This is a genomic window from Streptomyces sp. NPDC088157 (assembly GCF_044741545.1).
Taxonomy (GTDB): Bacteria; Actinomycetota; Actinomycetes; order Streptomycetales; family Streptomycetaceae; genus Streptomyces.
On sequence record NZ_JBIUSU010000001.1, the window covers coordinates 1,449,451 to 1,469,160 of the forward strand.

General features: G+C 68.6%; 13 protein-coding genes and 5 pseudogenes. 10 read left to right on the forward strand and 8 right to left on the reverse strand.

From position 1 onward, the window contains the following. A complete protein-coding gene (locus ACIPFH_RS06070) occupies positions 1-3,678 on the reverse strand; it encodes a S8 family serine peptidase (RefSeq protein ID WP_401823523.1) in 3,678 nt (1,225 codons plus the stop codon). A gap of 445 nt (positions 3,679-4,123) precedes the next feature. On the opposite strand from ACIPFH_RS06070, the pseudogene ACIPFH_RS06075 reads away from it, so the two are divergent. Together ACIPFH_RS06075 and ACIPFH_RS06080 are read left to right on the forward strand one after the other, a co-directional pair. Next, a pseudogene (locus ACIPFH_RS06075) lies at positions 4,124-4,380 on the forward strand (serine/threonine protein kinase); the annotation flags it as partial. Between the two features lie 1,155 nt (positions 4,381-5,535). Then, positions 5,536-6,807 (forward strand): MFS transporter, encoded by a 1,272-nt coding sequence (locus tag ACIPFH_RS06080; protein ID WP_401823526.1) that lies wholly within the window; start codon positions 5,536-5,538, stop codon positions 6,805-6,807. 407 nt (positions 6,808-7,214) lie between these two features. Here the strand turns inward: ACIPFH_RS06080 and ACIPFH_RS06085 are convergent. The 4 genes and pseudogenes from ACIPFH_RS06085 to ACIPFH_RS06100 form a co-directional block, all read right to left on the reverse strand. Next, a pseudogene (locus ACIPFH_RS06085) lies at positions 7,215-7,355 on the reverse strand (IS5/IS1182 family transposase); the annotation flags it as partial. Between the two features lie 701 nt (positions 7,356-8,056). Further along, complete coding sequence (locus tag ACIPFH_RS06090; RefSeq protein WP_401823528.1) at positions 8,057-8,491, reverse strand: DUF2267 domain-containing protein; 435 nt, start codon at positions 8,489-8,491, stop codon at positions 8,057-8,059. 194 nt (positions 8,492-8,685) lie between these two features. Beyond that, the gene (locus tag ACIPFH_RS06095) at positions 8,686-9,081 is read right to left on the reverse strand and encodes a DUF2267 domain-containing protein (RefSeq protein ID WP_401823530.1); all 396 of its coding nucleotides are present in this window, start codon (positions 9,079-9,081) and stop codon (positions 8,686-8,688) included. Between the two features lie 94 nt (positions 9,082-9,175). Beyond that, entirely contained in the window at positions 9,176-9,610 is a 435-nt protein-coding gene (locus tag ACIPFH_RS06100; RefSeq protein ID WP_359128163.1) for an Hsp20/alpha crystallin family protein, read from the reverse strand. Between the two features lie 129 nt (positions 9,611-9,739). On the opposite strand from ACIPFH_RS06100, the gene ACIPFH_RS06105 reads away from it, so the two are divergent. The 5 genes and pseudogenes from ACIPFH_RS06105 to ACIPFH_RS06125 all read left to right on the forward strand — a co-directional run bounded on the left by ACIPFH_RS06105 (position 9,740) and on the right by ACIPFH_RS06125 (position 13,144). Then, positions 9,740-10,435: a type III effector protein gene (locus ACIPFH_RS06105; protein WP_401823533.1), complete on the forward strand. Its 696-nt coding sequence runs from the start codon at positions 9,740-9,742 to the stop codon at positions 10,433-10,435. Positions 10,436-10,476: 41 nt separating this feature from the next. Next, positions 10,477-10,671, forward strand: a pseudogene (locus ACIPFH_RS06110) (hypothetical protein); the annotation flags it as partial. 420 nt (positions 10,672-11,091) lie between these two features. Next, entirely contained in the window at positions 11,092-12,210 is a 1,119-nt protein-coding gene (locus tag ACIPFH_RS06115; protein ID WP_401823535.1) for a hypothetical protein, read from the forward strand. Positions 12,211-12,612: 402 nt separating this feature from the next. After that, a pseudogene (locus tag ACIPFH_RS06120) lies at positions 12,613-12,839 on the forward strand (IS256 family transposase); the annotation flags it as partial. A 65-nt stretch (positions 12,840-12,904) separates the two neighbouring features. After that, positions 12,905-13,144, forward strand: coding sequence for a DNA-binding protein (locus ACIPFH_RS06125; RefSeq protein ID WP_401823537.1), 240 nt, complete (start codon positions 12,905-12,907; stop codon positions 13,142-13,144). Between the two features lie 65 nt (positions 13,145-13,209). On the opposite strand, the gene ACIPFH_RS06130 is transcribed toward ACIPFH_RS06125, so the two are convergent. The 3 genes and pseudogenes from ACIPFH_RS06130 to ACIPFH_RS06140 form a co-directional block, all read right to left on the reverse strand. Then, positions 13,210-13,356, reverse strand: a complete 147-nt coding sequence (locus ACIPFH_RS06130; RefSeq protein WP_401823539.1) for a hypothetical protein — start codon at positions 13,354-13,356, stop codon at positions 13,210-13,212. Between the two features lie 221 nt (positions 13,357-13,577). Next, positions 13,578-13,979: pseudogene (locus tag ACIPFH_RS06135) on the reverse strand (LD-carboxypeptidase); the annotation flags it as partial. Positions 13,980-14,070: 91 nt separating this feature from the next. After that, a complete protein-coding gene (locus ACIPFH_RS06140) occupies positions 14,071-14,241 on the reverse strand; it encodes a hypothetical protein (protein ID WP_401823779.1) in 171 nt (56 codons plus the stop codon). A gap of 429 nt (positions 14,242-14,670) precedes the next feature. Here ACIPFH_RS06140 and ACIPFH_RS06145 point away from each other — a divergent pair, with 429 nt between their 5' ends. The 3 genes from ACIPFH_RS06145 (at position 14,671) to ACIPFH_RS06155 (ending at position 19,694) form a co-directional block, all read left to right on the forward strand. Next, positions 14,671-16,338, forward strand: a complete 1,668-nt coding sequence (locus ACIPFH_RS06145; protein ID WP_401823542.1) for an MFS transporter — start codon at positions 14,671-14,673, stop codon at positions 16,336-16,338. Positions 16,339-17,256: 918 nt separating this feature from the next. After that, on the forward strand, positions 17,257-18,906 hold the full coding sequence (locus tag ACIPFH_RS06150; RefSeq protein WP_401823545.1) for a serine/threonine-protein kinase: 1,650 nt from the start codon (positions 17,257-17,259) through the stop codon (positions 18,904-18,906). Beyond that, positions 18,903-19,694, forward strand: coding sequence for a hypothetical protein (locus tag ACIPFH_RS06155; protein ID WP_401823548.1), 792 nt, complete (start codon positions 18,903-18,905; stop codon positions 19,692-19,694). Before ACIPFH_RS06150 ends, ACIPFH_RS06155 begins: the two co-directional genes overlap by 4 nt. The last annotated feature ends 16 nt before the right edge of the window (positions 19,695-19,710 follow it).

Genomic DNA, 19,710 nt, shown 5'->3' on the forward strand with positions numbered 1-19,710 from the left:
CTACTTCAGGCCGAACGCCCGCAGTACGGTCTGGTCGACCGCATTGCCGTTCCGGTCGGCGGCCCGCACGCGCAGCGACACGAACGTGGCGCCCTTCGGGTGCTTGAGCTCCAGCTTGCCGTGTTTCACCTTCGCCTCCTTCCAGGACGTGCCGTCGTCGTATGAGACCCATGCCTTCAGGTCACCGGCCGTGACGCTGCCCGACTGATTGCGGACGGAGAGTCCGAGCGCCGAAGTGTGCTTGCGGTCAGCACGGTTGAGGAGGTCGAGCCCGTCCACGTCGTAGTCGACCGAGAGCAGCGGCAGCGCCGTCCGCCGGTCCGTGCGCGCCGAGGCGAAGGACCATTCGGTGTGGGTGCCGGTGGAGTACGCGGCCCAGTCGGCCGTGCGCCGGGCGTCGAGCACGAGGCGGTACGAGGTTTTCGCCGCCGGGACGTCGAAGGCGCCGACTCCGCCGAGTGTGGTGTCGCCGACCAGTTGTCCGTCCTTGTACAGCGTGCCCTTCGCGGTGTCCTGGACGTTGTCCACCGACCCGTAGTGACCCGGCGTGGCATCGCTCAACTCCGGTATCGCGAAGGTGAGTTTGTCGCCGGTGCGCTGGGAGAGGCCGTACTGCTCACTGGTCGCCGGGCGGACGACCTGGCGCAGCCAGTCCTCGGTGGGCAGCTTGCCCGCCTTGTCGAAGGTTCGCAGGGAGTTCCACTGAGGCTTGTTCGCCCTCGAGTCGGGATGGACGGCGTGCCAGATCCGACTGTCGGAGACGTTGTAGTACTCGGTGCGCTCCGTGCCGAGCTGCACGTTGTTGGTGGTCGCGATGTCGGTGGACTGCCAGGGACGGAACCTGTACACGGCGTCCTTGCCGACCTGGCCGGCCCGGCCCGCGTGGTAGCGAACCTTCTGCTTCACCGTGTTGGAGCTGTTCAGGTTGTACGTCTGGTCGGCCGAGACGGCGCCCGTCTGCGGGAACATCACGCTGTACACGTAGGGACTGACCGCGGTGCCGTGCAGCTTCAGCTTGACCTTCTTCCCGCTCTTGAGCAGGGCCCCGAGCTTCGCGCCGTCCTCGCCGGTGGCGGTCATCAGCGGGATGGTCGCGCTCTTCACCCAGGAGATCCAGTACCCGGGCGTCTCGTGGTAGGCGAGGACGTAACCGGCCCCGGCCGCAGTCGCGTTGGCCAGTGCCTCATCCGCCGTTGCACCGGCTTTCACCCGGACGACCGCCACCTTGCCCTTGACGTCGAGCCCCGAGAAGTCGGCCACGGTGCCGCTGCCCGCGTCCACCACCCGGACCGTGCGGTCACCGTTGATCTTCACGGGGAAGCCGCTGGACGTCTGCGCGTAGTCGAGGGGCAGCGCGTACTTCTCGGGGCTGGTGACGCTCGCCGTCAGCTCCTTGGCGTACAGCCGGAACTTCGAGGTGAACTCGAACATGCCCTCGGTGACCTTCTCCGTGGGCGACACGTAGAGGTGGTCGTTCCACCAGCCCTGGCTGTAGGTCAGGCCCCAGGCGCTTCCCGGGCCCTCCCTGTGCCAGTTGGTGCTGAAGCCCTGGAACTCGGAGTCCTCCTTGGTCTTCAGCTTGATCTCGACCGCCTTGCGGGCGTCGAGGACGACCTCGGTGTCCTTGCCGACCTTGATCTCCGGATCGCCGACGACCGAGGTGCCGACCTCCAGTCCGGCCGCGTCCCGCGTCGAGATCCAGGACGCCACGTTGTACGTGCCGGCGGGTACCTTGAAGGTGTAGCCGCTGCCGAGGTACCCGTACGTGTCCGGGTACGCGCCGTTGAGTTCCTGCAGCATGAAGATCGACGCCGAGGTGGACGGCTTGCCGTCCCGGTCCACCAGCGACACCTTCAGGTCGTAGGTCTTCGCCAGCTTCTCGAAGCCGACGGCGGTGGTGACCCGGACGCCGTCGGCGCTCGCGGTGATGTGGCCCGTGTACCGGCCCGTCGCCTCCGCGGCCGGGTCGACCGTGACCCCGACGGCGGCGGTGCCCTTCGCCGGGACGGTCACGGTGTCCGCGTTCAGGACGGCATCGGGGAGGGACGAGGAGATCTTCAACTCCACTGCTTTGTCGGTGGTGTTGGTGTACGTGACGTCCTTGCCGTCCGCCTCGGTGTCGCTCTCCTCGTACGTGCCGAAGCTCAGGACCGGAGTCGCGAAGACGCCCTGCTGGACGGCCCGTACGGCGTCGACCCGGCCGTCGCCCTGCTCGAACACGGAGTTGACGGTGTTCGTCTTCGCGGTGGTCGCCAGCGCCTGCTTGATCTGCTGTCCCGTCCAATCCGGATGGGCCTGCGCGACCAGCGCCGCGGCGCCCGCGACATGCGGGGTCGCCATCGACGTACCGCTCGACGTCGTGTAGTACTCGTCGACCGGCGTGCCCATGGTGGTGCCGGCGGCGCGGGCCGCCGTGATGGCCGCGCCCGGTGCGGTGATCTCCGGCTTGACCGCGGAATCGCCGAGGCGTGGGCCGCGGCTGGAGAACGAGGCCAGCTTGTCGGACTTGTCGACGGCGCCGACCGTCAGCGCCGAGTCGGCGATGCCCGGGGTGCCGACGGTCTGCTCGGACGGGCCGGAGTTGCCCGCCGCGATCACGAAGAGGGTGCCGGTGGACGTGGACAGCTCGTCGACGGTCTCACTCAGCACGTCCGAGGGGCCAGAGGCCGTGCCGCCCAGGGACATGGAGACGATCTTCGCGCCGGACCGCGCCGCCCACTCCATGCCCGCGATGATCCAGGAGTCCTGGCCGCGGCCGTCGTTGCCCAGCACCTTGCCGATCAGCAGCTCCGCGCCCGGCGCCACACCCTTGCGCTTGCCGTCCGAGGCCGCGCCCGAACCGACGATCGTGGACGCCACGTGGGTGCCGTGGCCGTGGCCGTCCTGCACCGCCTGGTCCGGCACGAAACTCGTCGACTCCGCGATCTTCCCCGCGAGATCCGGGTGACCGGCGTCCACTCCCGTGTCCAGGACGGCGACCTTTACGCCCTTGCCGTCGTAGCCCGACTTCCACACCTCGGGGGCGCCGATCTGCGGCACGCTGACGTCGAGGGACGCCTCGACCTTGCCGTCGAGCCAGATCTTGTCGATGCCCTCGCCGAGCCGCTTCGCAGCCTTCGCGGTGGGTTCGGTGCCGAGCGCGGGGGCGATGTCCGCCCAGAAGGCGGTCGACTTCTTCGCGCTCAGCGCGGCGCCGTCGATCGTGGGCAGCGCGAGCGTCCGGCGCGCGCCGTCGGGGGTCGCGCTGCCCTTCGCGTACGTCGCGATCACCGGGGTGGCACTGGTCTTCGCGTCCGTGTACCCCTGCTTCACCAACTGGGTGACGTTGAACAGGGCCGGGTCCAGACGGCCCGCGTTCAGCAGCGGGATCGCGTCCGCCGGCAGGACACTGACCTCGCCGTCCTTCTCGCTCGACACGAAGGTGGCGGTCTCGCGGCCCTTGCCGCGCCGGACGTCGACGGCGTACTTGCCGTCCGGTCCGGCGGTGAGCGACACGGTGTCACCGGTGATGAGGGTGACGGTCTGCGTGTTCCTGGCACCGGTCTCGGCGCCGCTCCGCACGGGCGTGGTGCCCGGCGCGGTGACCTGTGATCCGGAACCGGCCACGGCGGACGTGATCGCGCCCGTGAGCATTCCGGCCGCTCCTGCCACGGCCCAGAGGGCGTGGAGTCTTCGCATGGGTGGCTTTCCTCCCTTGAACGCTGACGACGCTTCCGGCCTGGCGAGCGGAAGCCAGTGATCAGAGTGAGCGCTGCGCGGAAAGCGGCTCAAGGGAAACCTGTGGCCGAGGAGTGCCAATGCCCTCTTCGGTCACGGGATTTGGCGGTGAATTGGCGGTTTACGCAGGTCTTGTCGTCAAACCCCCGTCGGTCGCCTCGGAGGGCGGACCGGCGTCAGGCCGACGCCGGTGGAACCGGGGTGGCCGGAGTCAGAACGAGGAGTCGGGGCGTCGGTGCGGGAGCCTCCGCAGCCCGGCCCGCCGGGCGAGGCCCTAGGGTGCTGCGACCGAACAGCCGTGTGACACAGGGGATTCAGGAGGGGCGACCTGCACATGTCGCTGAGTACCGGGGAGTCGTAGTCCATCGGCGGCTACACACTCGTCGACCGGCTCGGCAGCGGCGGCATGGGAGTTGTCCACCTCGGCCACTCGGCCTCGGGACGACAGGTCCAGCGGTCAAGGTCGTCCACGCGTAGTACGCGCAGGACGAGGAGCTCCGCACCCGCTTCAGCCAGGAGGTCGCGGCGGCCCGTCGGGTGAGCGGGGCGTTCACCGCCCCCGTGGTCGACGCCGACCCGGACGCCGAACTGCCGTGGATGGCCACGCTGTACGTGCCGGGCCGCCCGCTCGAGGACATCGTTGCCATGCGAGAAGAAGGCCCCTGAGACCCAGCGCAACCAGCGCACGTCTGACGGTTGCTCCGCCGGATTCATAGAGACGAGCTTGTTGTCCGTCGGGAGGACGCGGTTCGGCCTGCCGTGCGGAGCCCTTCTACCGGTCCACGGTCAGACCCAGGTCGCGGGAGCCCCAGCGCCGCCCCCGCTCCGGAGTACGGGCGGACCAGGTGATCGGAATCGGCACGGACTTCACCCGCAAGCACGGTCCCGACGCCTACTACGGCAATCCGGCCCCCGCTCCGGCCCTCTGACCGGCAGTTCACATGGCCGCTCGGTGGGGTCGGCGAAGCGCAAGCGCGCGTCGTCCGGTGAGGCGGTGGTGTTGGTGCCGGCCAGGCGCAGCACGTCGAAGACCACGAAGTGGGCGGGCCAATGCGCGACGGCCGCCGCAGCTGCGCTGCCCCGGCGGGGCAGGCGCTGCTGGAACCGTTCGAAAGCGAGCCGGCCTTCCTCCCATACCACCAGTTCCCCGTACAGGCCGGTGTTGTCGGGCAGCCGCGCATTCTCTGGGGGAGAACTGGGACACGGCGTGGTTCGGTAAGGAACGGTGAACGGTGCAGCTCAGCAGCTATGCGAAGGACCGTAGCGTGCACGACAGGTGGGGTGCCATCGCTGGATCGGGTGACCGCTTCAGGGCCTCGCTCGTGCAGCACGAGTCCGGCGCGATGGGTGCCAGGACGGATGACCAAAAGTGGTGTTCGGCTGCATGGAGTAATGCAGCCCTGGAATGATCCACTTTGGGCCGCCGACGGCTGAGGGCCGAAGCTCGGAACTAATGTGTGAACCCCAACCTGGTGGTGCGCTTGCTAGCGTGAACTCCTAAGTGATGGGGTCGCCTTCGGAGGGTGCGCGCGTGTCGCCACGGCGATTAGCGCTGGTCACGGCTCCGGGGGTGGGCGAGGCGTTCGAGTCCTGGGTGGACCGGAAGGCACGCGTGGACCGGTGTCCGCCGGCCGAGGTCGCGACCATGATGGGGCTTGGCCTGCGGGGGCTTCTGCGGATGTGCGGCCTCCCTTGTTCGGAGCGCGGTCCGAATGGTCCTCCGGCGAACGGTGTTCGCGGCGACGGGCGTGCCCGATGAGCCGGTCGGCGGAGGTCCACCACTAATGATCACCGGAGTCACCAGGGGGAGCCCACAGCATGACCGGCACCACGGAGGCCCTTGGCGGGTCGGCCGCAATCGACGATGCAGCCCGAAGCGTCACGCGCCCGCTCTACGTATACGCCGTGCTCGCCAACACGCTGTTCCAGCGCGGCGTATTCGTCCTCTTCCTCTATCAGCGAGGCTTCTCCGCCGGGCAAGTGGCCCTACTGCAGACACTGCTCTACCTGGTCAGCGGACTTGCGGAGTTGCCGACGGGAGTCATCGCCGACCGAATCGGCAGGCGTGCCAGCATCGTGATCGGCCAGGTGCTGACAGCTGGATGTCTGCTCGGTCAGGTGGCGTTCTCCAACTACTGGGTGTTCCTGGCGCTGTTCATCGGGCAGGGCGTCGGCATGGCATGTGTGTCCGGTTCGGACACCGCCCTGCTGTACGACCTGCTCGTGCGTCGTGGTGCAACGGCCAGCTACGTCAAGATCAAGTCCCGCTTCACCATGCTCGGGACGGTCACCTCGGGAGCTGCCATCGTCCTCGGCGGCCAACTGCAGCAGATTTCCTGGGGAGTCGTCTACGTCGGTTCGGCGGCGTGCCTCGTCCTGGCCGTGGCGGTGCTGATGTCACGGGTGCCCGAGATCCGCGGCGCGGACGCGGTGGACGAGCAGGACGGAGCCGAGGAGGAGCACGGCGACGCCACAGCATGGCGGGCGATGCTTCGGGTCGCCACGCCCGCGCTCGTGACGCTTGTCGTGGTGTCCGGATTGATGCATGCGACTTTGACGCCGTACATCATTTTTACGCAGAAGACCCTCTCCGATCAGGGAGCGGGCACCGCATTGGTCAGCGTGGTCATATCGGCGGGTTTCTTCGCCGGCGGGCTCACTCCATTGCTGTCGGACCGCGCGGACCGGCGCATCGGGTATCGGGTCATCGTCCCGGCGTCTCTCCTGACGCTCGCCGTGGCGCTCGGCCTGAGCGGCCTCGGCCTTGTCCGGGTCACCATCGCCGCGTTCCTGGTCCTGGTCGGAATTCCCGAGATCACCGCCGTGATCGTGGACAACGTGTTCAACGAGGCAGTGCCGTCGCGCCACCGGGCGAGCCTGCTGTCGATGATCGCATTCGTGGAGTCGGCGCTCATCGGCATCGGCTATCTCGTCCTCGGCGCGCTCATGGACGGGTTGGGCTCCAGTGTGGGCATGGCCACCTACGCCGCGGTCCCCCTGCTGGCATGTCTCCTGTGGCTCCCGGTGCTCTTCCGAGGGGCACGGGTGACCACCGAGATCGAGAAGCCCGCCGACCAGAAGGCATCCTGAAACAGGCCATCTCGAGCAACGCCCCTGCCCGATGGCGGGGGCGTTGCTCGTTGACATGTCGCTCCCAGCGGCGACGGAGCTGTCTCGGGGGCCGCGGAGTCGAAGTGATCGAGGGGCCGGTGCCCGGACTGCTCGCCGACGGCGGTGCAGTCGGCGGGCGGCGGGTTTCTCGGCAAGGGCCTCGACGGAGGCTGGGAAGTGCGGTGCCAGGAGCCGCTACAGCAGGACCATGCGCGAGCGGCAGTTGTCCAAACTGATTCTTTCCCGCTGCCTCGCCTCGGCAGGCAGAGGTTCATGGAGTTCATCGGCGGTGCCGACGAGATCCAACTCTGGGGCCGGGGTTTTCCCGGGGTCGGCAGGTCCCCGGGAAAACAGTGCCGTCACCTCTGCAGGTCAGTACCGGGGCCCGCCCTCGACAGCGCCCGGTTGATGGTCTGTTGAGTGAGCGACAGTTCGCCTCCCGCGGGCAGTCCGGCCGGTGAGGTCACCCACGCGCCGGCACCGATGTATGCGCGATCGGCCAGGATCGGCACCCCTTGGCGCTCGACTCGTTCAACAACCAGCGCCTCACACAGCGATCGACAACATCCCGCCCCACCAGGGCCCCGGCAAAGTCGTCAGGTGATGCCGAGGAGGGCCAGTGGGCGGCTACTATCGCGGGCGTGATGGCGGGTGCCGGCGGCGATGTTGGTGATTCAGGCGGTGCGTAACGCGCCGATGGCGGCGTTGCGCAGAGCGGCCATGACTTCAGGTCCGGTGCCCGTGCGGACCTGGCTGCGGTCTTCGTCGTAGGTGACCTCGCGGACCCAGTGAATCTTGTTCTCGATGGCCCAGTGCCCGCGGATCCAGGCGGCCAGTTATGCCGGTCTGGCCTTGGTGACGCGCAGGTCGGTGATGCGTAGACGGTTTCGGTGGTGAAGCGTTTCGGCTGGGCGATGCGGCGTTTACGGCGGCGGATCTGCATCGCCTGGGCGGCGTGCGGGACGTCGATGCCGATAGAGATCGTCAGGACTTTCAGGGTGCGGATCTCTCAGGCGGCCGTGACCGCTGGTCGTGTCGCGGGTGGTGTCCGGGGACACGGTGCGGTGCTCTCGTGGGCGGTGCTGTCCGACCGCCGTTGGGCGTCCCGGGTACCCGCAGAGGCCGCGGTCCCCAAGGCGGCGTCGGTCTCACCTTGTGCGCCCTTCCACCGTGGCGGGAGACACCTCGCCGGGCAGCCGACGGCCGCGGCTGTACGTTGCCGCGTCCGTCATGCCGCCTTGGTGAGTTCGGCGCGGCCGAACAGCAGGGCGTAGCCGCCGGGGAGCCGGGCCAGGACACGGTTGAGGAGTTCCTCGCCTGCGAGCTGGGCCACGACACGCAGGACGGTGCCGGTGTCCCAGCGGGTGGTGGCCATCGTGCCGCCGGTGCGGGACGCCAGGTCCTTGACGAAACCCCAGCCGGTGAGGGGTTCGGTCGCGGGGATCTCGGAGGTGAAGCTGACGGCTGCCTCGTGCGGCAGCCGGGCCGCGAGCTCCACCCGTTCGTCGCCCGTGAGCTGGCGTCCGAGGGCGGCCAGTACGGCGTGCACGCACTTCTCGGCCTGCGTGCGGGTGGGGTACGCGCCTTCGTACCGCACCCGCTCCAGCATCTGCTCGAACGTCATGTCCGTGGTGGACCGGCACGGTTCCAGCTGGGAAATCATCGGTGACGCGGTCGCCTTTCTCGTCTTGTGGCGTCTGGGACATCTGAGCTGGGACGTCTGAGCTGAGACGTCCGGGACATCTGGGACGTCTGAGGTGTTCCCGGGGCGGCGGCCGGGGGGACTGGGGACTCGCCCACCGGCCGCCGATGCCCGGGCGGTCGGTCGAAAGGGGGTGTGGGGTTGCTGCCCGGGGGTCATACGGGCTGGGGGTAGCCGAACAGCAGGTCGTAGCCTGCCGGGAGTTGGAGCAGTATCCGGCGGGTGAGGTCTTCGCCCGCGGCGTCCGAGGCCACGCTGAGCACCGCGCTCACGTCCCAGGCCGCGGTCCGTTCGGTGGCTCCGTCGATCCATGCCGCGGTGGCCCGCACGAACCGTTCGGGGGAGAGCGGTTCGTGTGCCTGGAGCGGATTGAGCAGCAGGAGTGCCATTTCCTCCGGCAGCCGGGCCGCCAGTTCCGCCCGTACCGCGCCCACGAGGTGGGCGCCCAAGAGCGCCAGTACCGTGCGGGCCGCCCGCTCTGCTTCCTCGGCGGTCTCGTATCTGCCGCGTTCCTTGACCTGGTCCAGGAACGCTTCCCATCGCATGGCCATCGCTGCTCCCTTGCCTGTTGGGCGGCGAATGGGGGAGGGGCGGGGGCGGCCGTGGCGGGGGAGGCCGCCTGCCCGCCTCGGGTGCGGCCGGAAGTCAGCCGCTGATCTCCTTGTGCGCGGAGCCGCCGCCGATGGCGATCTTGCGTGGCTTGGCGCGCTCGGCGATCGGGATGCGCAGGGTCAGCACACCGGCGTCGTAGTCGGCCCTGATGCGCTCTGTGTCCAAGGTGTCGGCCAGGACGAGCTGGCGGGAGAAGACACCCAGGGGCCGCTCGGAGAGCTCCATCTGTACATCGTCCGCCTTGGCGGCGGGCCGCCGCTCGGCCTTGACGGTCAGCATGTTGCGTTCGACGTCGATGTCGATCGCGTCCGGGGAGACGCCGGGCAGGTCGAGCGCGATCACGTACTCCTCGCCCTCGCGGTAGGCGTCCATCGGTACCGCCGACGGCCGCGACCAGGTGCCGGTCGTGTTCAGGAGCTGCTGGGTGAGCCGGTCGAGCTCGCGGAAGGGGTCGGTGCGCATCAACATCGGGAAACACCTCCAGGGTTCGGGTCAGCGCTTGCTGCCAATGCGGTTCACCTGCCATCCGTTGTAACATGTCATCGAAACGATGACAAGCAGAACGTCATCGAAGTGATGACAGCAGCTGGAGGTTCCGTGACAGAAGACGACCAGCCGACGCCCCATGCCCGCGGTCTCACCCCCACGCCCACGGCCTTCCTCGCCGCCGCAGCGCTGTACACGATCCGCGACGCCCTGCACACCGCCCGGACCTCGGGCGAAGGGCAGCCGCCCCAACCCCTCCAGAGCAGCTCCGAGCAGGCACTCGCCGCTCTGCTGCTGCTTCGCGAAGTGCGCGACCAACTCGCCGAGTGGGAACCGGGCCTGATCGAGGAAGCCCGGGAAGCGGGCACCAGCTGGGCCGACCTGGCCCACCCCCTCGGCGTCTCCAGCCGGCAGGCCGCCGAACGCCGTTACCTGCGCGTACGCCCCGGCAACCCCGGATCCACCGGCGAACAGCGGGTACAGGCCACCCGCGACCGCCGCGCCGGCGACCGCACCGTCACCGCCTGGGCCCGCGACAACGCCGCGGACCTGCGTCGGCTGGCCGGCCAGATCACCGCGCTCACCGACCTCCCCCCGGCCGCCCGCACCCCGCTGGCAGAACTCACCGCCGCCCTCGCCGACAACGACGCCGCCGCCCTCGTCGGCCCTCTGACGGGCACCCACGCCCATCTGGCGCCCGGACACCCCGACCTCGCGGCACGGGTCGACGACGTCGCCCGCCACACCCACCTGCTCCGTCGGCACAGCGGCGGCCGCCGCCGAGAACCGCGCACACCACAGCCCTGAGGCGGCACGGGCCGGCCTGCGCAGCGCGGACTTCGCGCTACGACGCGAGCGTGGTCACCGGTGACGAACTGGCCGCCGCGGACCGTTGGAGACGCGCCCGGATGCTGCGGGACGCGGACGTCGTGGCCCGGGTCGCGCCCGAGCAGAAACTCCAGGTCGTCGAGGCCCTCCGGGACGCCGGCCGGGTGGTCGGCCTGGTCGGCGACGCCGCGAACGGCGCCACCGCCATCCGCGCCGACGGCGACAGAATCGCGCGAACCAGACCGGCCACGACTCCCAGCCCGCCGATCGCCGCGGGCGGGACAAAGGCCGGGCCAGGCGGCACCGCGTGGGTGGAGGCGAACACCATGGCGAAATCCGGTGTTGTCGATGACGGGGAGGATGGGTAATGAGGGGATGACGAGGGGTGCATGGCGTGTCACCAGAGGCCACGCCTCTGTGCGGCGGGCTGCTGTACGTCATGGGTGACGCCCGTACACGGCAGCGTTTCGGAGCCGGGCCTCAAGTGGTGGGGTCCTGTACGACGTTGTCCCCATCGTGGGACCGAGTGGGGCGGGCCCGCGCTGGCGCGGCCTGTTTCTTCACATGGCGTAGCCATGACGAATTGCCGAGCACCAGGCGGGGACTGGACGCATTCACGTGGTGGGGGGACGGGCATGACGACGACCGGGTCATCGGGCGGGGAACCAGAGCCGCAGCCGGGCGGTACCGACGGCTCCCCCGGGGATCCGGTCGCGCGGACTGGGCAGAGCGGGGACTCCGGCGGCAGCCCGCCGGCCGTGCCCGCGCCGCCCTCGGGGCAGAGTGCCGCCGACGAGGGCGACGAACCTCGTGAGAGCTTCGGATCGATCGTCGCCGAGACGCTCGGCCTGGCGCCCGACTCCTCCCGGCGCAGAAGAGTGGTGACCTTGCTGGTGATGATGGCGATCGCTTTCGTGGCCGTCTTCCGGGACACACTGATCGATTACGTCATGATCAAAACCAGCGTGGCCAGGGAGAACGAATCCAACACGGAGTACGACGCCAACAAGGTGCCGTTTACGGTGTCCGTGCTGCCCGAAGAAGACGAGCCCCTCGAATGGGCGATGGTTCTCGACCGGAAACTGACCCCCGACGAGACGCGGAAACTGGTGGCCGGCAACGACCGCTCGGCCGCCTTTTCCTACCTGAAGGAACTGGGCGCCCGCCCGCTCGTGTACACGGCCACAATGGAGTACGCCCCCGAGCGATACAGGCAGCAGGTGGCGTCGAGCAACAGCGGGGGATTCGCCGACGTGTTCCAGATGAACATCATGAGCACCCGGTCCTCCGCGGTGGTCATCAACGGCTGGAAGGTCACCGACATAACATGCCGGAAGAGCATCGCGCAGACCATCGTCGAGATTCCGCCGCAGGGCGGAGCCGTCTACGAGGGTCTTCAGCTCCACATTCCGCCCCTCGCCGGCGAACCGGTGCTGGCCGATGACACCGAGGGGCAGGGCGAGCCCTACTTCAGCACCCGTTACGTCGAGGTGGGAGGCGGCCAGTCCTCGGGCGGTTTCAGGGTGCAGGCGATCGGGCCATCGGGGCAGTCGTGCGAGTGGGGCATCAAGGTCCGCTATACCGACTCCTACCAGACCACGAGGTGGGTCCAGCTGAAGGACAGCAAGGGCAAGGCCCTGCGGATCCGCACCGAGTCCCCTCCTTTGGGCACCACGCAGAGTTGGGTTTTCGTCGTCGACCCCTGGAGACTGTGCGACCGGCAGATGTCCGGTGAGGAGAAATGCGTCCAATAGCCGGCAGAACCGTGGCTTTGGCGGCGGGCAACTGACCACTGCTCAAGCAGCCCAGGAAGGCGACACGCTACCGGCCTGTCGCATTGGTTTCGGGGCGTCTGAGGCAAGGGACAGACCAGTGGCGATGTCCGAGGTCCTGTCACCTCGTGCAAACCTCCGCCAGGCCGCCAGCCGGACCAACCTCACGCGCAGCCCGCCGCTCAGCAGTCAGGCCCCCACCATCCGCATACCGCACGACACCCGGGCGGAGGACAGGTTGTGCTTGTCGCAGGTGTGGATATCCTCGCACTTGTGCTCGGCATGCGGGTGGTTCGCTTCGTGGGTTCGGACGGAGACCGGGTCGTGGTTCGTCCAGAGGCACAGGAGGGAAGCCTGCCTCCTCCGGGCCGCGGGTGCTGCCGCCGGACAACCAACCCGATCGAGTCGACCTTCGCCACTGTCCGCCTGCGGACCAAGGTCACCCGGAGTGCCGGAAGCCCGGCCGCCGCCCTGGCGCCATGGTCTTCCAGATCGTCGAGTCCGCACAGCAGCGGTGGCGAGCCGTGAACGCACCCCACTTCGTCGCCCTGGTCCGCGCCGGAGCCCGCTTCGAACGCGGCCTCCTGGTCGAGCGTCCGAAGGCGGCGTGATGCACGAGCGACGCCGACCGGGGCGGTCGTGGCCGCGAAGCAACCGCGGCTACGTTCTGCTCAAGGTGGACACCGTCGAGGTCGACGCCTGGTTGTCCCAGCCAGAGGCCGCCCGCCGCCTGGGCGTCACGCTCATCCGTGTCGGGATGCTCATCGCCAACCGCCGTCTGACACCGGCAGAGAACCCGGTCGGCCAGGCTGGAGTCACAACCGCCAGCGTTCAAGCCGAGGAAGCCTGGCGAGCGAACGCGACAAAGCGGGCGAAGGTCGCCCGTCTCCTGAAGGACACGATCAACTGGTTCTGATCACTGATCCACACGTCTTGACGACAGCTCGCTGCCGAGGCCGTCGGCTGACTCATGCGCGCTGCTCAGCCGACCGGTCCCGTCATCTCGTGCGGCCGTACTGCCGGTTCGAGCAGCGACAACGTCCGTTCCTCTGTATCGAGGGCGGCGCGGATGCCGACCGGCATCGGCAGATTCGGGGCGGCGTGTCCGATCTCGGCGTTGCCCAGCACCGGGATGTCACGGTCGCCGAGGACGTCGACGGGCCGACGGGCAGCGCACCGATCGGCTCCGTATCGGTCAACAGCGTCGAGTAGAGCTTCCCCAGCTCCTCCCGGCGAGCCGCCGAGGCTCTCTGCCAGTGCCCGCCGAGACCGGGCGTGGCCAGGTCGGTATGGAATCCGACCAGACCCGTGCGCGCGTAGAGCACCAGATGCAGCAGTGAGATGTCGCTGTAGCCGAGGATCGGCTTGGGGTCGGCCCTGACCGCGTCGAAGTCGATCAGGTCGAGGTACCCGAACACCGTATGGCCACCATCGTGCGCGACGATCGCGCGCACCTCGGGATCACGCAGCAGACCGTTGAACTCCTCGGCGATCTCGTCCGGCCGCGCCGCGCTCCACCAGCGGTGTCGTCCGGCTTCGAGGAGCGGCGCGAGGCGCACCCGGAATCCCATCCGTTCGATCTCGGCCACCGCCCGTTCGAGATCGGGTGCGTATGGGGCATGGAGCGGCCCGGACAACGCCGCGACGACACAAGATCTCCGGGCACGAGGGCGCGAGGGCGCAGCAGTTGAGACGACGCAGTGTTGGTCACCGAGGCAGTGTTCCGACAGCCGTAACAACACGCTACTCATTTACCGATCGGCCACCCAGTGGTCCCTCCTGTGTGGCGCCTGGTCAGCTGGCCTAGGACTGTGCGGCCGGGGCTTCGAGCTCGTAGCAGGGTCATGAGCGGGCCTTCTTCAGGCGGCGCCAGCAGATGAGGCTGCAGGCCAACGAGAGGAAGGCGTCGTGGAGTTCGACGCGTCGCTCCCACCGGACAGCGAGGCGCTTGAGCTGGTGGAGGAGGGCGAAGGTCTGCTCGACGACGTAACGGAGCCTGCCCAGGGTCTTGATGTTCGGGGGAGCCCTTGCGGGAGATCACCGGCAGGATCCGGCGCCGCCTCAGGTCGCAGCGCACGGCCCGGGAGTCGTATGCCTCAGTGTCGTGGTCCATGGGGCTCGGCTGAGGTTGCCTGAAGACCATGGTGACTGACGCAGAAATGGTGCTCGGTAAAGCGTCAGGTAAGTGCGAGTGTTCCGGCAGTCTTGGGCGGGCATGAGCTGCGGTTTGCGTGGGCATCGAGCTGGGGTCGCAGGACGCGGTGCGACAGCTCACCGGAGGGCATGAAATCCGTTCGGTCGCAACCCTCGGAAGTCACGAAATCCGTCGACTCGCAAATCCGCCAGAGGGCACAAAATTGTTCAGTCCGCAAATCCGGCAGAGGGCATATATTCCGTGCGGCCGCAACAGTCCTGACAAGAAACTCTAAGCTTGACGGCGCCGTGGAGTTTGCTTATGGTCCAGTCGTTCAGGTCCTCGCCGATCGATATCCGAAGGTGTTCATGACCACGCCTCCGACGTTGCCGAAGTTCAGGCAGCAGTTGATTCTTGCCGTTCTTATTTTGTGTTCGCTGCTGATTTGGCTGGACAATACCGTCCTGAGTACTACGCTGGCGACCCTTGCAGACCCCGTTCGTGGACTGGGGGCCAATCCCGGTCAGCTGCAATGGGCGACCGGTTCGTACACTCTGGCCTTCGCCACATTGATGTTCACTGCAGGCGCATTGGGCGATCGGTTCGGTCACCGGACTGTGTTTTCCAGTGGGTTGGTCATTTTCGCCGGGTCTTCGCTGTGGGCGGCGTACGCGAGCGATGCGGGCCAGTTGATTGCAGCTCGGGCTGCGATGGGGATGGGCAGCGCGCTGATCACGCCCGCCATGATGGCCATCCTTATGTGGACCTTTGCTGGCCCCGCGCGGGCTGCCGCAATCGGCATTTTCTCGACGTCGGCCGGTGTCGGAATGGCTGCCGGCCCGGTGCTGGCGGGGTTCCTGCTCGATCATTTCTGGTGGGGCTCGGTCTTTCTGATCAATGTCCCGGTCACGGCATTGGCGTTGGTCGGGCTCGCCGTGCTGGTTCCGAATTTCCGCAGCCCCACTCTGCGACCACTGGACCCCGCTGGAATGTTGCTGTCGATCAGTGGGCTCGTGGCGTTGGCCTACGGGCTGATCCGCGCGGGGCAGGTGGCGGTGTGGAGTCGTACCGACGTCTGGGCGCCGATCGTTGTCGGTCTGGTTCTGCTGGCCGTTTTCGTACTCGTCGAACTGCGTGTCAAGGTGCCCAGCTTTGATCCGCGACTGTTCGCACAACGCACATTCGGTGGCGGCAATGTGGCACTCGGATTGCTGCTCTTCGGTGTGGCCGCCATCACCTTCTATAACGCGTTCTACCTGCAAGGAGCGCTCGGGTTTTCGCCGATGAAGGCGGGTCTGGCCAATATCCCGACCGCATTCGGCGCGCTCGCGGGGGCACCCCTTGCCTCGCGCCTGGTTCGCCGCCTGCCGCTACGCCTTGTCACCGTGCCGGCAATAACCGTGGCTGCGCTGACCATGGGCGGGTACGGGTTCCTCGGACTCCAAACTCCACTCGTCCGGATCGAGATCCTGTTGTTGATACAGGGTCTCTCGATCGGCATGGTGATCGGCCCCGTTACGGCCGCGTTGATCAGCAACCTGCCGTTGGAACAGGCCGGTGCAGGATCGGCCGTCACCAACACCGTGCGACAAACCGGCAGTGTGTTCGGAATCGCAGTAGGCGGCACGATCATGTCGATCACGTACCGACGTGCGATCGAACCTTCGCTGGAGGGTGCACCCGGTCCGGTGCAGGATCAGGCGCGAGTCTCCGCCGAACAGGCCCGCCACGTCGCCACCGCTGTGCACCGGCCCACTCTTGCTCAGGCTGCTGATAATGCGTTTATCCATGCTATGCACGTAGGTGCGGGATGGATCGCGGTCATCGCACTCCTCGGAGCAGCTGTGCTGCTGATTACCTTGCCTGCTGTCGGAAAGGAAAAGGGTCCGATACCGGAGCCGGACTGCGAAGAGGCCCGCAGCTCCGAGGCCAGGGCCGCCCAGGCGCCAGAAAGTGGATGGAATCCGAATCGGTGACGCCGGTATGCGTGCAAGCCGACCTGCGTGTGTGGGCCGACGCTGCGTCGAATGGCGCTGGCGCGGTGCCGACGTCAGGAGGCTCTGCACCGGCTTCCCGAGGGGCCGGCCCGAGAGGCGGTAGGCGTCCTGACGGGTATGTCGAACACGGCTACCCCGCACAGCCGGCCCTCGCCGGCGCTCACGTGGTACAGACCGAGACGGAACCGAGCGGACGGGAGCGACCTGGAGTAGTGGTGTTCCACCACGAAGCTCTTCGCGCCCCTTTCGGGCAGCAACTCAGCCGCGTAGCACCGGGGATGGAACCCGCCCTCGGTGAGGTGCCGCGAGGAGCGCCGCCGGTCTCGCCAGCGCCGGCACCACTTCGAGGCCGTGGAAATCTCGGCCAGGTCGTCGAATGGCAGGGTGTCTTGGGCGGCCCTCATCGGCCGCACACCTCGCTTCCTGGAATCCTGCGTCATGCGGCACGGGAACCCGGACGCGAATCCCCAGATGGTGGGGCTTCGCGTACGCGTTGCCGATTCGCTCGACTGCCAGTGGGGCTGCGCAGGGGCAAGGTGTACAGAGCCGCGCCGCTGCTCTGGTCAGGAGGCTCGGGCATCGGAGGTGGCTTGATCGTCTTACGGTGGCCTTCCCAGAGACTCGGCTCCCGTATTCGGTCAGGAAGGTGCTGTAGGTCTCCTGTTCCTGGCGCTCGTTCCAGATGCACTCCGCCGAACGGTAGGCGATGCGGGCGGCGTCCCAGATCTCTTCGCGGCGCCGGGCCACCGCCTGGTGGTGCGCATGAGATGCCTCGGCTCATCGGACAAGGTCTCCGTCGTACTGCAACCGCAGTGGCCGAAAATGTGTCTCCCAACCCGTGGCTCGATGTCCCGGAGGGGCGGGAGACCGGCTGCACGGCCGGCTTGGGGGGTTGGAATGGACACATGGGCAGTGCCCGGATACACCGAGTCGCTGGAGCTCGGGGCAGGGGCCAGCGGGCGCGTCGTGCTTGCCGTGCACGAGGAGACCGGCGTACCGGTCGCGGTCAAGTACCTCAGCGAGTCGCTGCGCACCAGGCCGGGTTTCGTGCACGAGTTCAGGGCGGAGGCGCGGCTCCTCGGCGGACTGGAGAGCCCGTACGTCGCTGGGCTGTACGAGTATGTGGAGAGCCCGGACGGCGCCGCCATCGTGATGGAACTGGTGGACGGTGTCTCGTTGCGGACCCTGCTGACCAGGACGGCCCCGCTCGACCCCGAGGCCGCGCTCGTGGTCCTCAAGGGATCGCTGCTCGGTCTGGCCGACGCACACCGCGTCGGCGTCGTCCACCGCGACTACAAGCCGGAGAACGTCCTGGTAAAGCCGGACGGTTCGTCCAGGCTCGTCGACTTCGGGATCGCGGTGGACGTCGGCGCCAGCGCCGGCGCGGCGGGGACCCCCTCCTACATGGCCCCCGAGCAGTGGACCGGCGCACCCGCCTCTCCCGCCGCCGACGTGTACGCGGCCACGGCCACGTTCTTCGAGTGCCTGACGAGCCACCGGCCCTACTCGGGTGACAACCTCGCCGAACTCGCCCTGCAGCATGTCGACGCGCCCATCCCCGTCGACGAGGTCCCCGAGGCGGTGCGGGAACTGGTGCGGCGTGGCCTCGCCAAGGACCCGGTGGAACGTCCCGGACACGCCGAGGAGTTCGTCACGGAGCTGGAGGCGGCCGCCGGCGCCGCCTACGGGCCCGACTGGGAAGAACGCGGCCGAGGCCGGCTCGCCGCGGTGGTGGCACTGCTGCCGCTGCTGCTGCCCTCGGCCCGCAGCGCCCGGCAAACCACCACGGACACCGCCCGCACGGTCCTGAGCCGGCAACCGGGCCCCGGCCGGGTGCGGTCGTGGCTGCCCGGCCGGGCGGGGATGCTCGTGTCCGGTGCGGCCGTGGTCCTGGGCGTCCTCCTGACCTACGGCCTCCAGCACAGCCCTGGAGCAGATGCACAGCAGGCGGCGCAGGCCCTGGCCACCACCAGCGCCCAACCCGCCGTGGACTCCCCAGAGCCCACCGCTCCGGCCCCGTCGGCCTCGGCCCCCTCCTCCCCGTCCCCGACGTCCACCCCTTCTCCCACCCTGTCGGCCTCGGGCACGGCGACCACCGGTACCGGCGAACCCTCGGCGTCCGCGACCACGGCTCCGGCCGGGGAAACGACTACGCCCGGCGAGCCGACCACCGGGGCGACGCCGACGACGGCGTCCCCCACCGCGTCCGCGCCGTCTGCTCCCGCCGTCAAGGACGTCGTGGTGACCGGCTTTCGGCAGACGGGTTCGACGACCGCCACGGCGACCATCGGCATCACCACGGACGGCACCGGCCCGCTCTCCGTCACCGTCTCGTGGTACACGAGCGGCACCGGGAGAGGGCTCGGCACTGCGGACGGCGCGACCCAGACCTTCGAGCGCAGCGGCGCCACCCAGTACACGCTCACCGTCGACCACACCTTCCAGAACCAAGGCTGCTACTGGGCGGTACGGGTCACGACCACTCCGGCCTCCGCCGACGGCGGCGCCTCGCAGCAGCTTCTGACCAGGCAGTGTGAGATCCGATGACCGCTCCGAACGACCGCGCCCCCGCGTCCGCCGAGAACAGCGAGCCCACCCGTGTACTCGCCCCGGCCGACGAGCCCGCCGTCACGGTGAGTCTGGCTCCCGCCGCCGAGCCCGCCCCGATCGACGAACACGGCTCCGCCGACGCCGAGTACAGCGCCACCGTGCTGGCCAGTCACTGGATCCAGAGGCCCGAGCCGGAAGCCACCCTCGTCGGGCCGCCCGCCACGGAGATCCTGCCGACGCCGACGCCGACGCCGACGCCGACGCCGACGCCGACGCCGACGCCGGATCGTGTCGAAGGCACCGTGCTGCGTTTCGGCCCGGGCGTGACCGCCGCCGTCGCGCAACGCACCCACAGGACGCTGCCCGCCGTGCCGACGCCTGCCGCGCCCTCGCGTCGGCGACTGCGCAGACACGCCCTGCCGGCCCTGGTGCTGGTCTCGGTCATTGCGTTCCTCGCCTGGCAGCGTCTCGGGCCATCCGTGGCGGTGCGCTCGGTGGAGGTCACGGCTCGGCCGACGGTTCTGGGGTGCGACGGCACCGTGGACATCGTCGGCCTCGTCACCACGAACGGCCGTCCGGGCACACTCTCCTACCGCTGGACCCGAAGCGACGGCACCGCCTCGGGCGTCCTGCGGGAAGTGGTGGTCCGGGGCCAGCGGCAGGCACGTCTGCACCTGCTGTGGACCTTCCAGGGCAAGGGCCACTACGCGGCCCGGGCCGAACTCCACATCCTCTCTCCCGTCGATCGCACCACCACCAGCCACCTCATGTACGACTGCTCCTGACTGGTCGTCACTGTTT

Excerpts from the sequence above, each read along its gene's own strand:
- ACIPFH_RS06070 (WP_401823523.1), bottom strand. The coding sequence starts at position 3,678 with ATGCGAAGACTCCACGCCCTCTGGGCCGTGGCAGGAGCGGCCGGAATG.
- ACIPFH_RS06080 (WP_401823526.1), top strand. The coding sequence starts at position 5,536 with ATGACCGGCACCACGGAGGCCCTTGGCGGGTCGGCCGCAATCGACGAT.
- ACIPFH_RS06090 (WP_401823528.1), bottom strand. The coding sequence starts at position 8,491 with ATGATTTCCCAGCTGGAACCGTGCCGGTCCACCACGGACATGACGTTC.
- ACIPFH_RS06095 (WP_401823530.1), bottom strand. The coding sequence starts at position 9,081 with ATGGCCATGCGATGGGAAGCGTTCCTGGACCAGGTCAAGGAACGCGGC.
- ACIPFH_RS06100 (WP_359128163.1), bottom strand. The coding sequence starts at position 9,610 with ATGTTGATGCGCACCGACCCCTTCCGCGAGCTCGACCGGCTCACCCAG.
- ACIPFH_RS06115 (WP_401823535.1), top strand. The coding sequence starts at position 11,092 with ATGACGACGACCGGGTCATCGGGCGGGGAACCAGAGCCGCAGCCGGGC.
- ACIPFH_RS06150 (WP_401823545.1), top strand. The coding sequence starts at position 17,257 with ATGGACACATGGGCAGTGCCCGGATACACCGAGTCGCTGGAGCTCGGG.
- ACIPFH_RS06155 (WP_401823548.1), top strand. The coding sequence starts at position 18,903 with ATGACCGCTCCGAACGACCGCGCCCCCGCGTCCGCCGAGAACAGCGAG.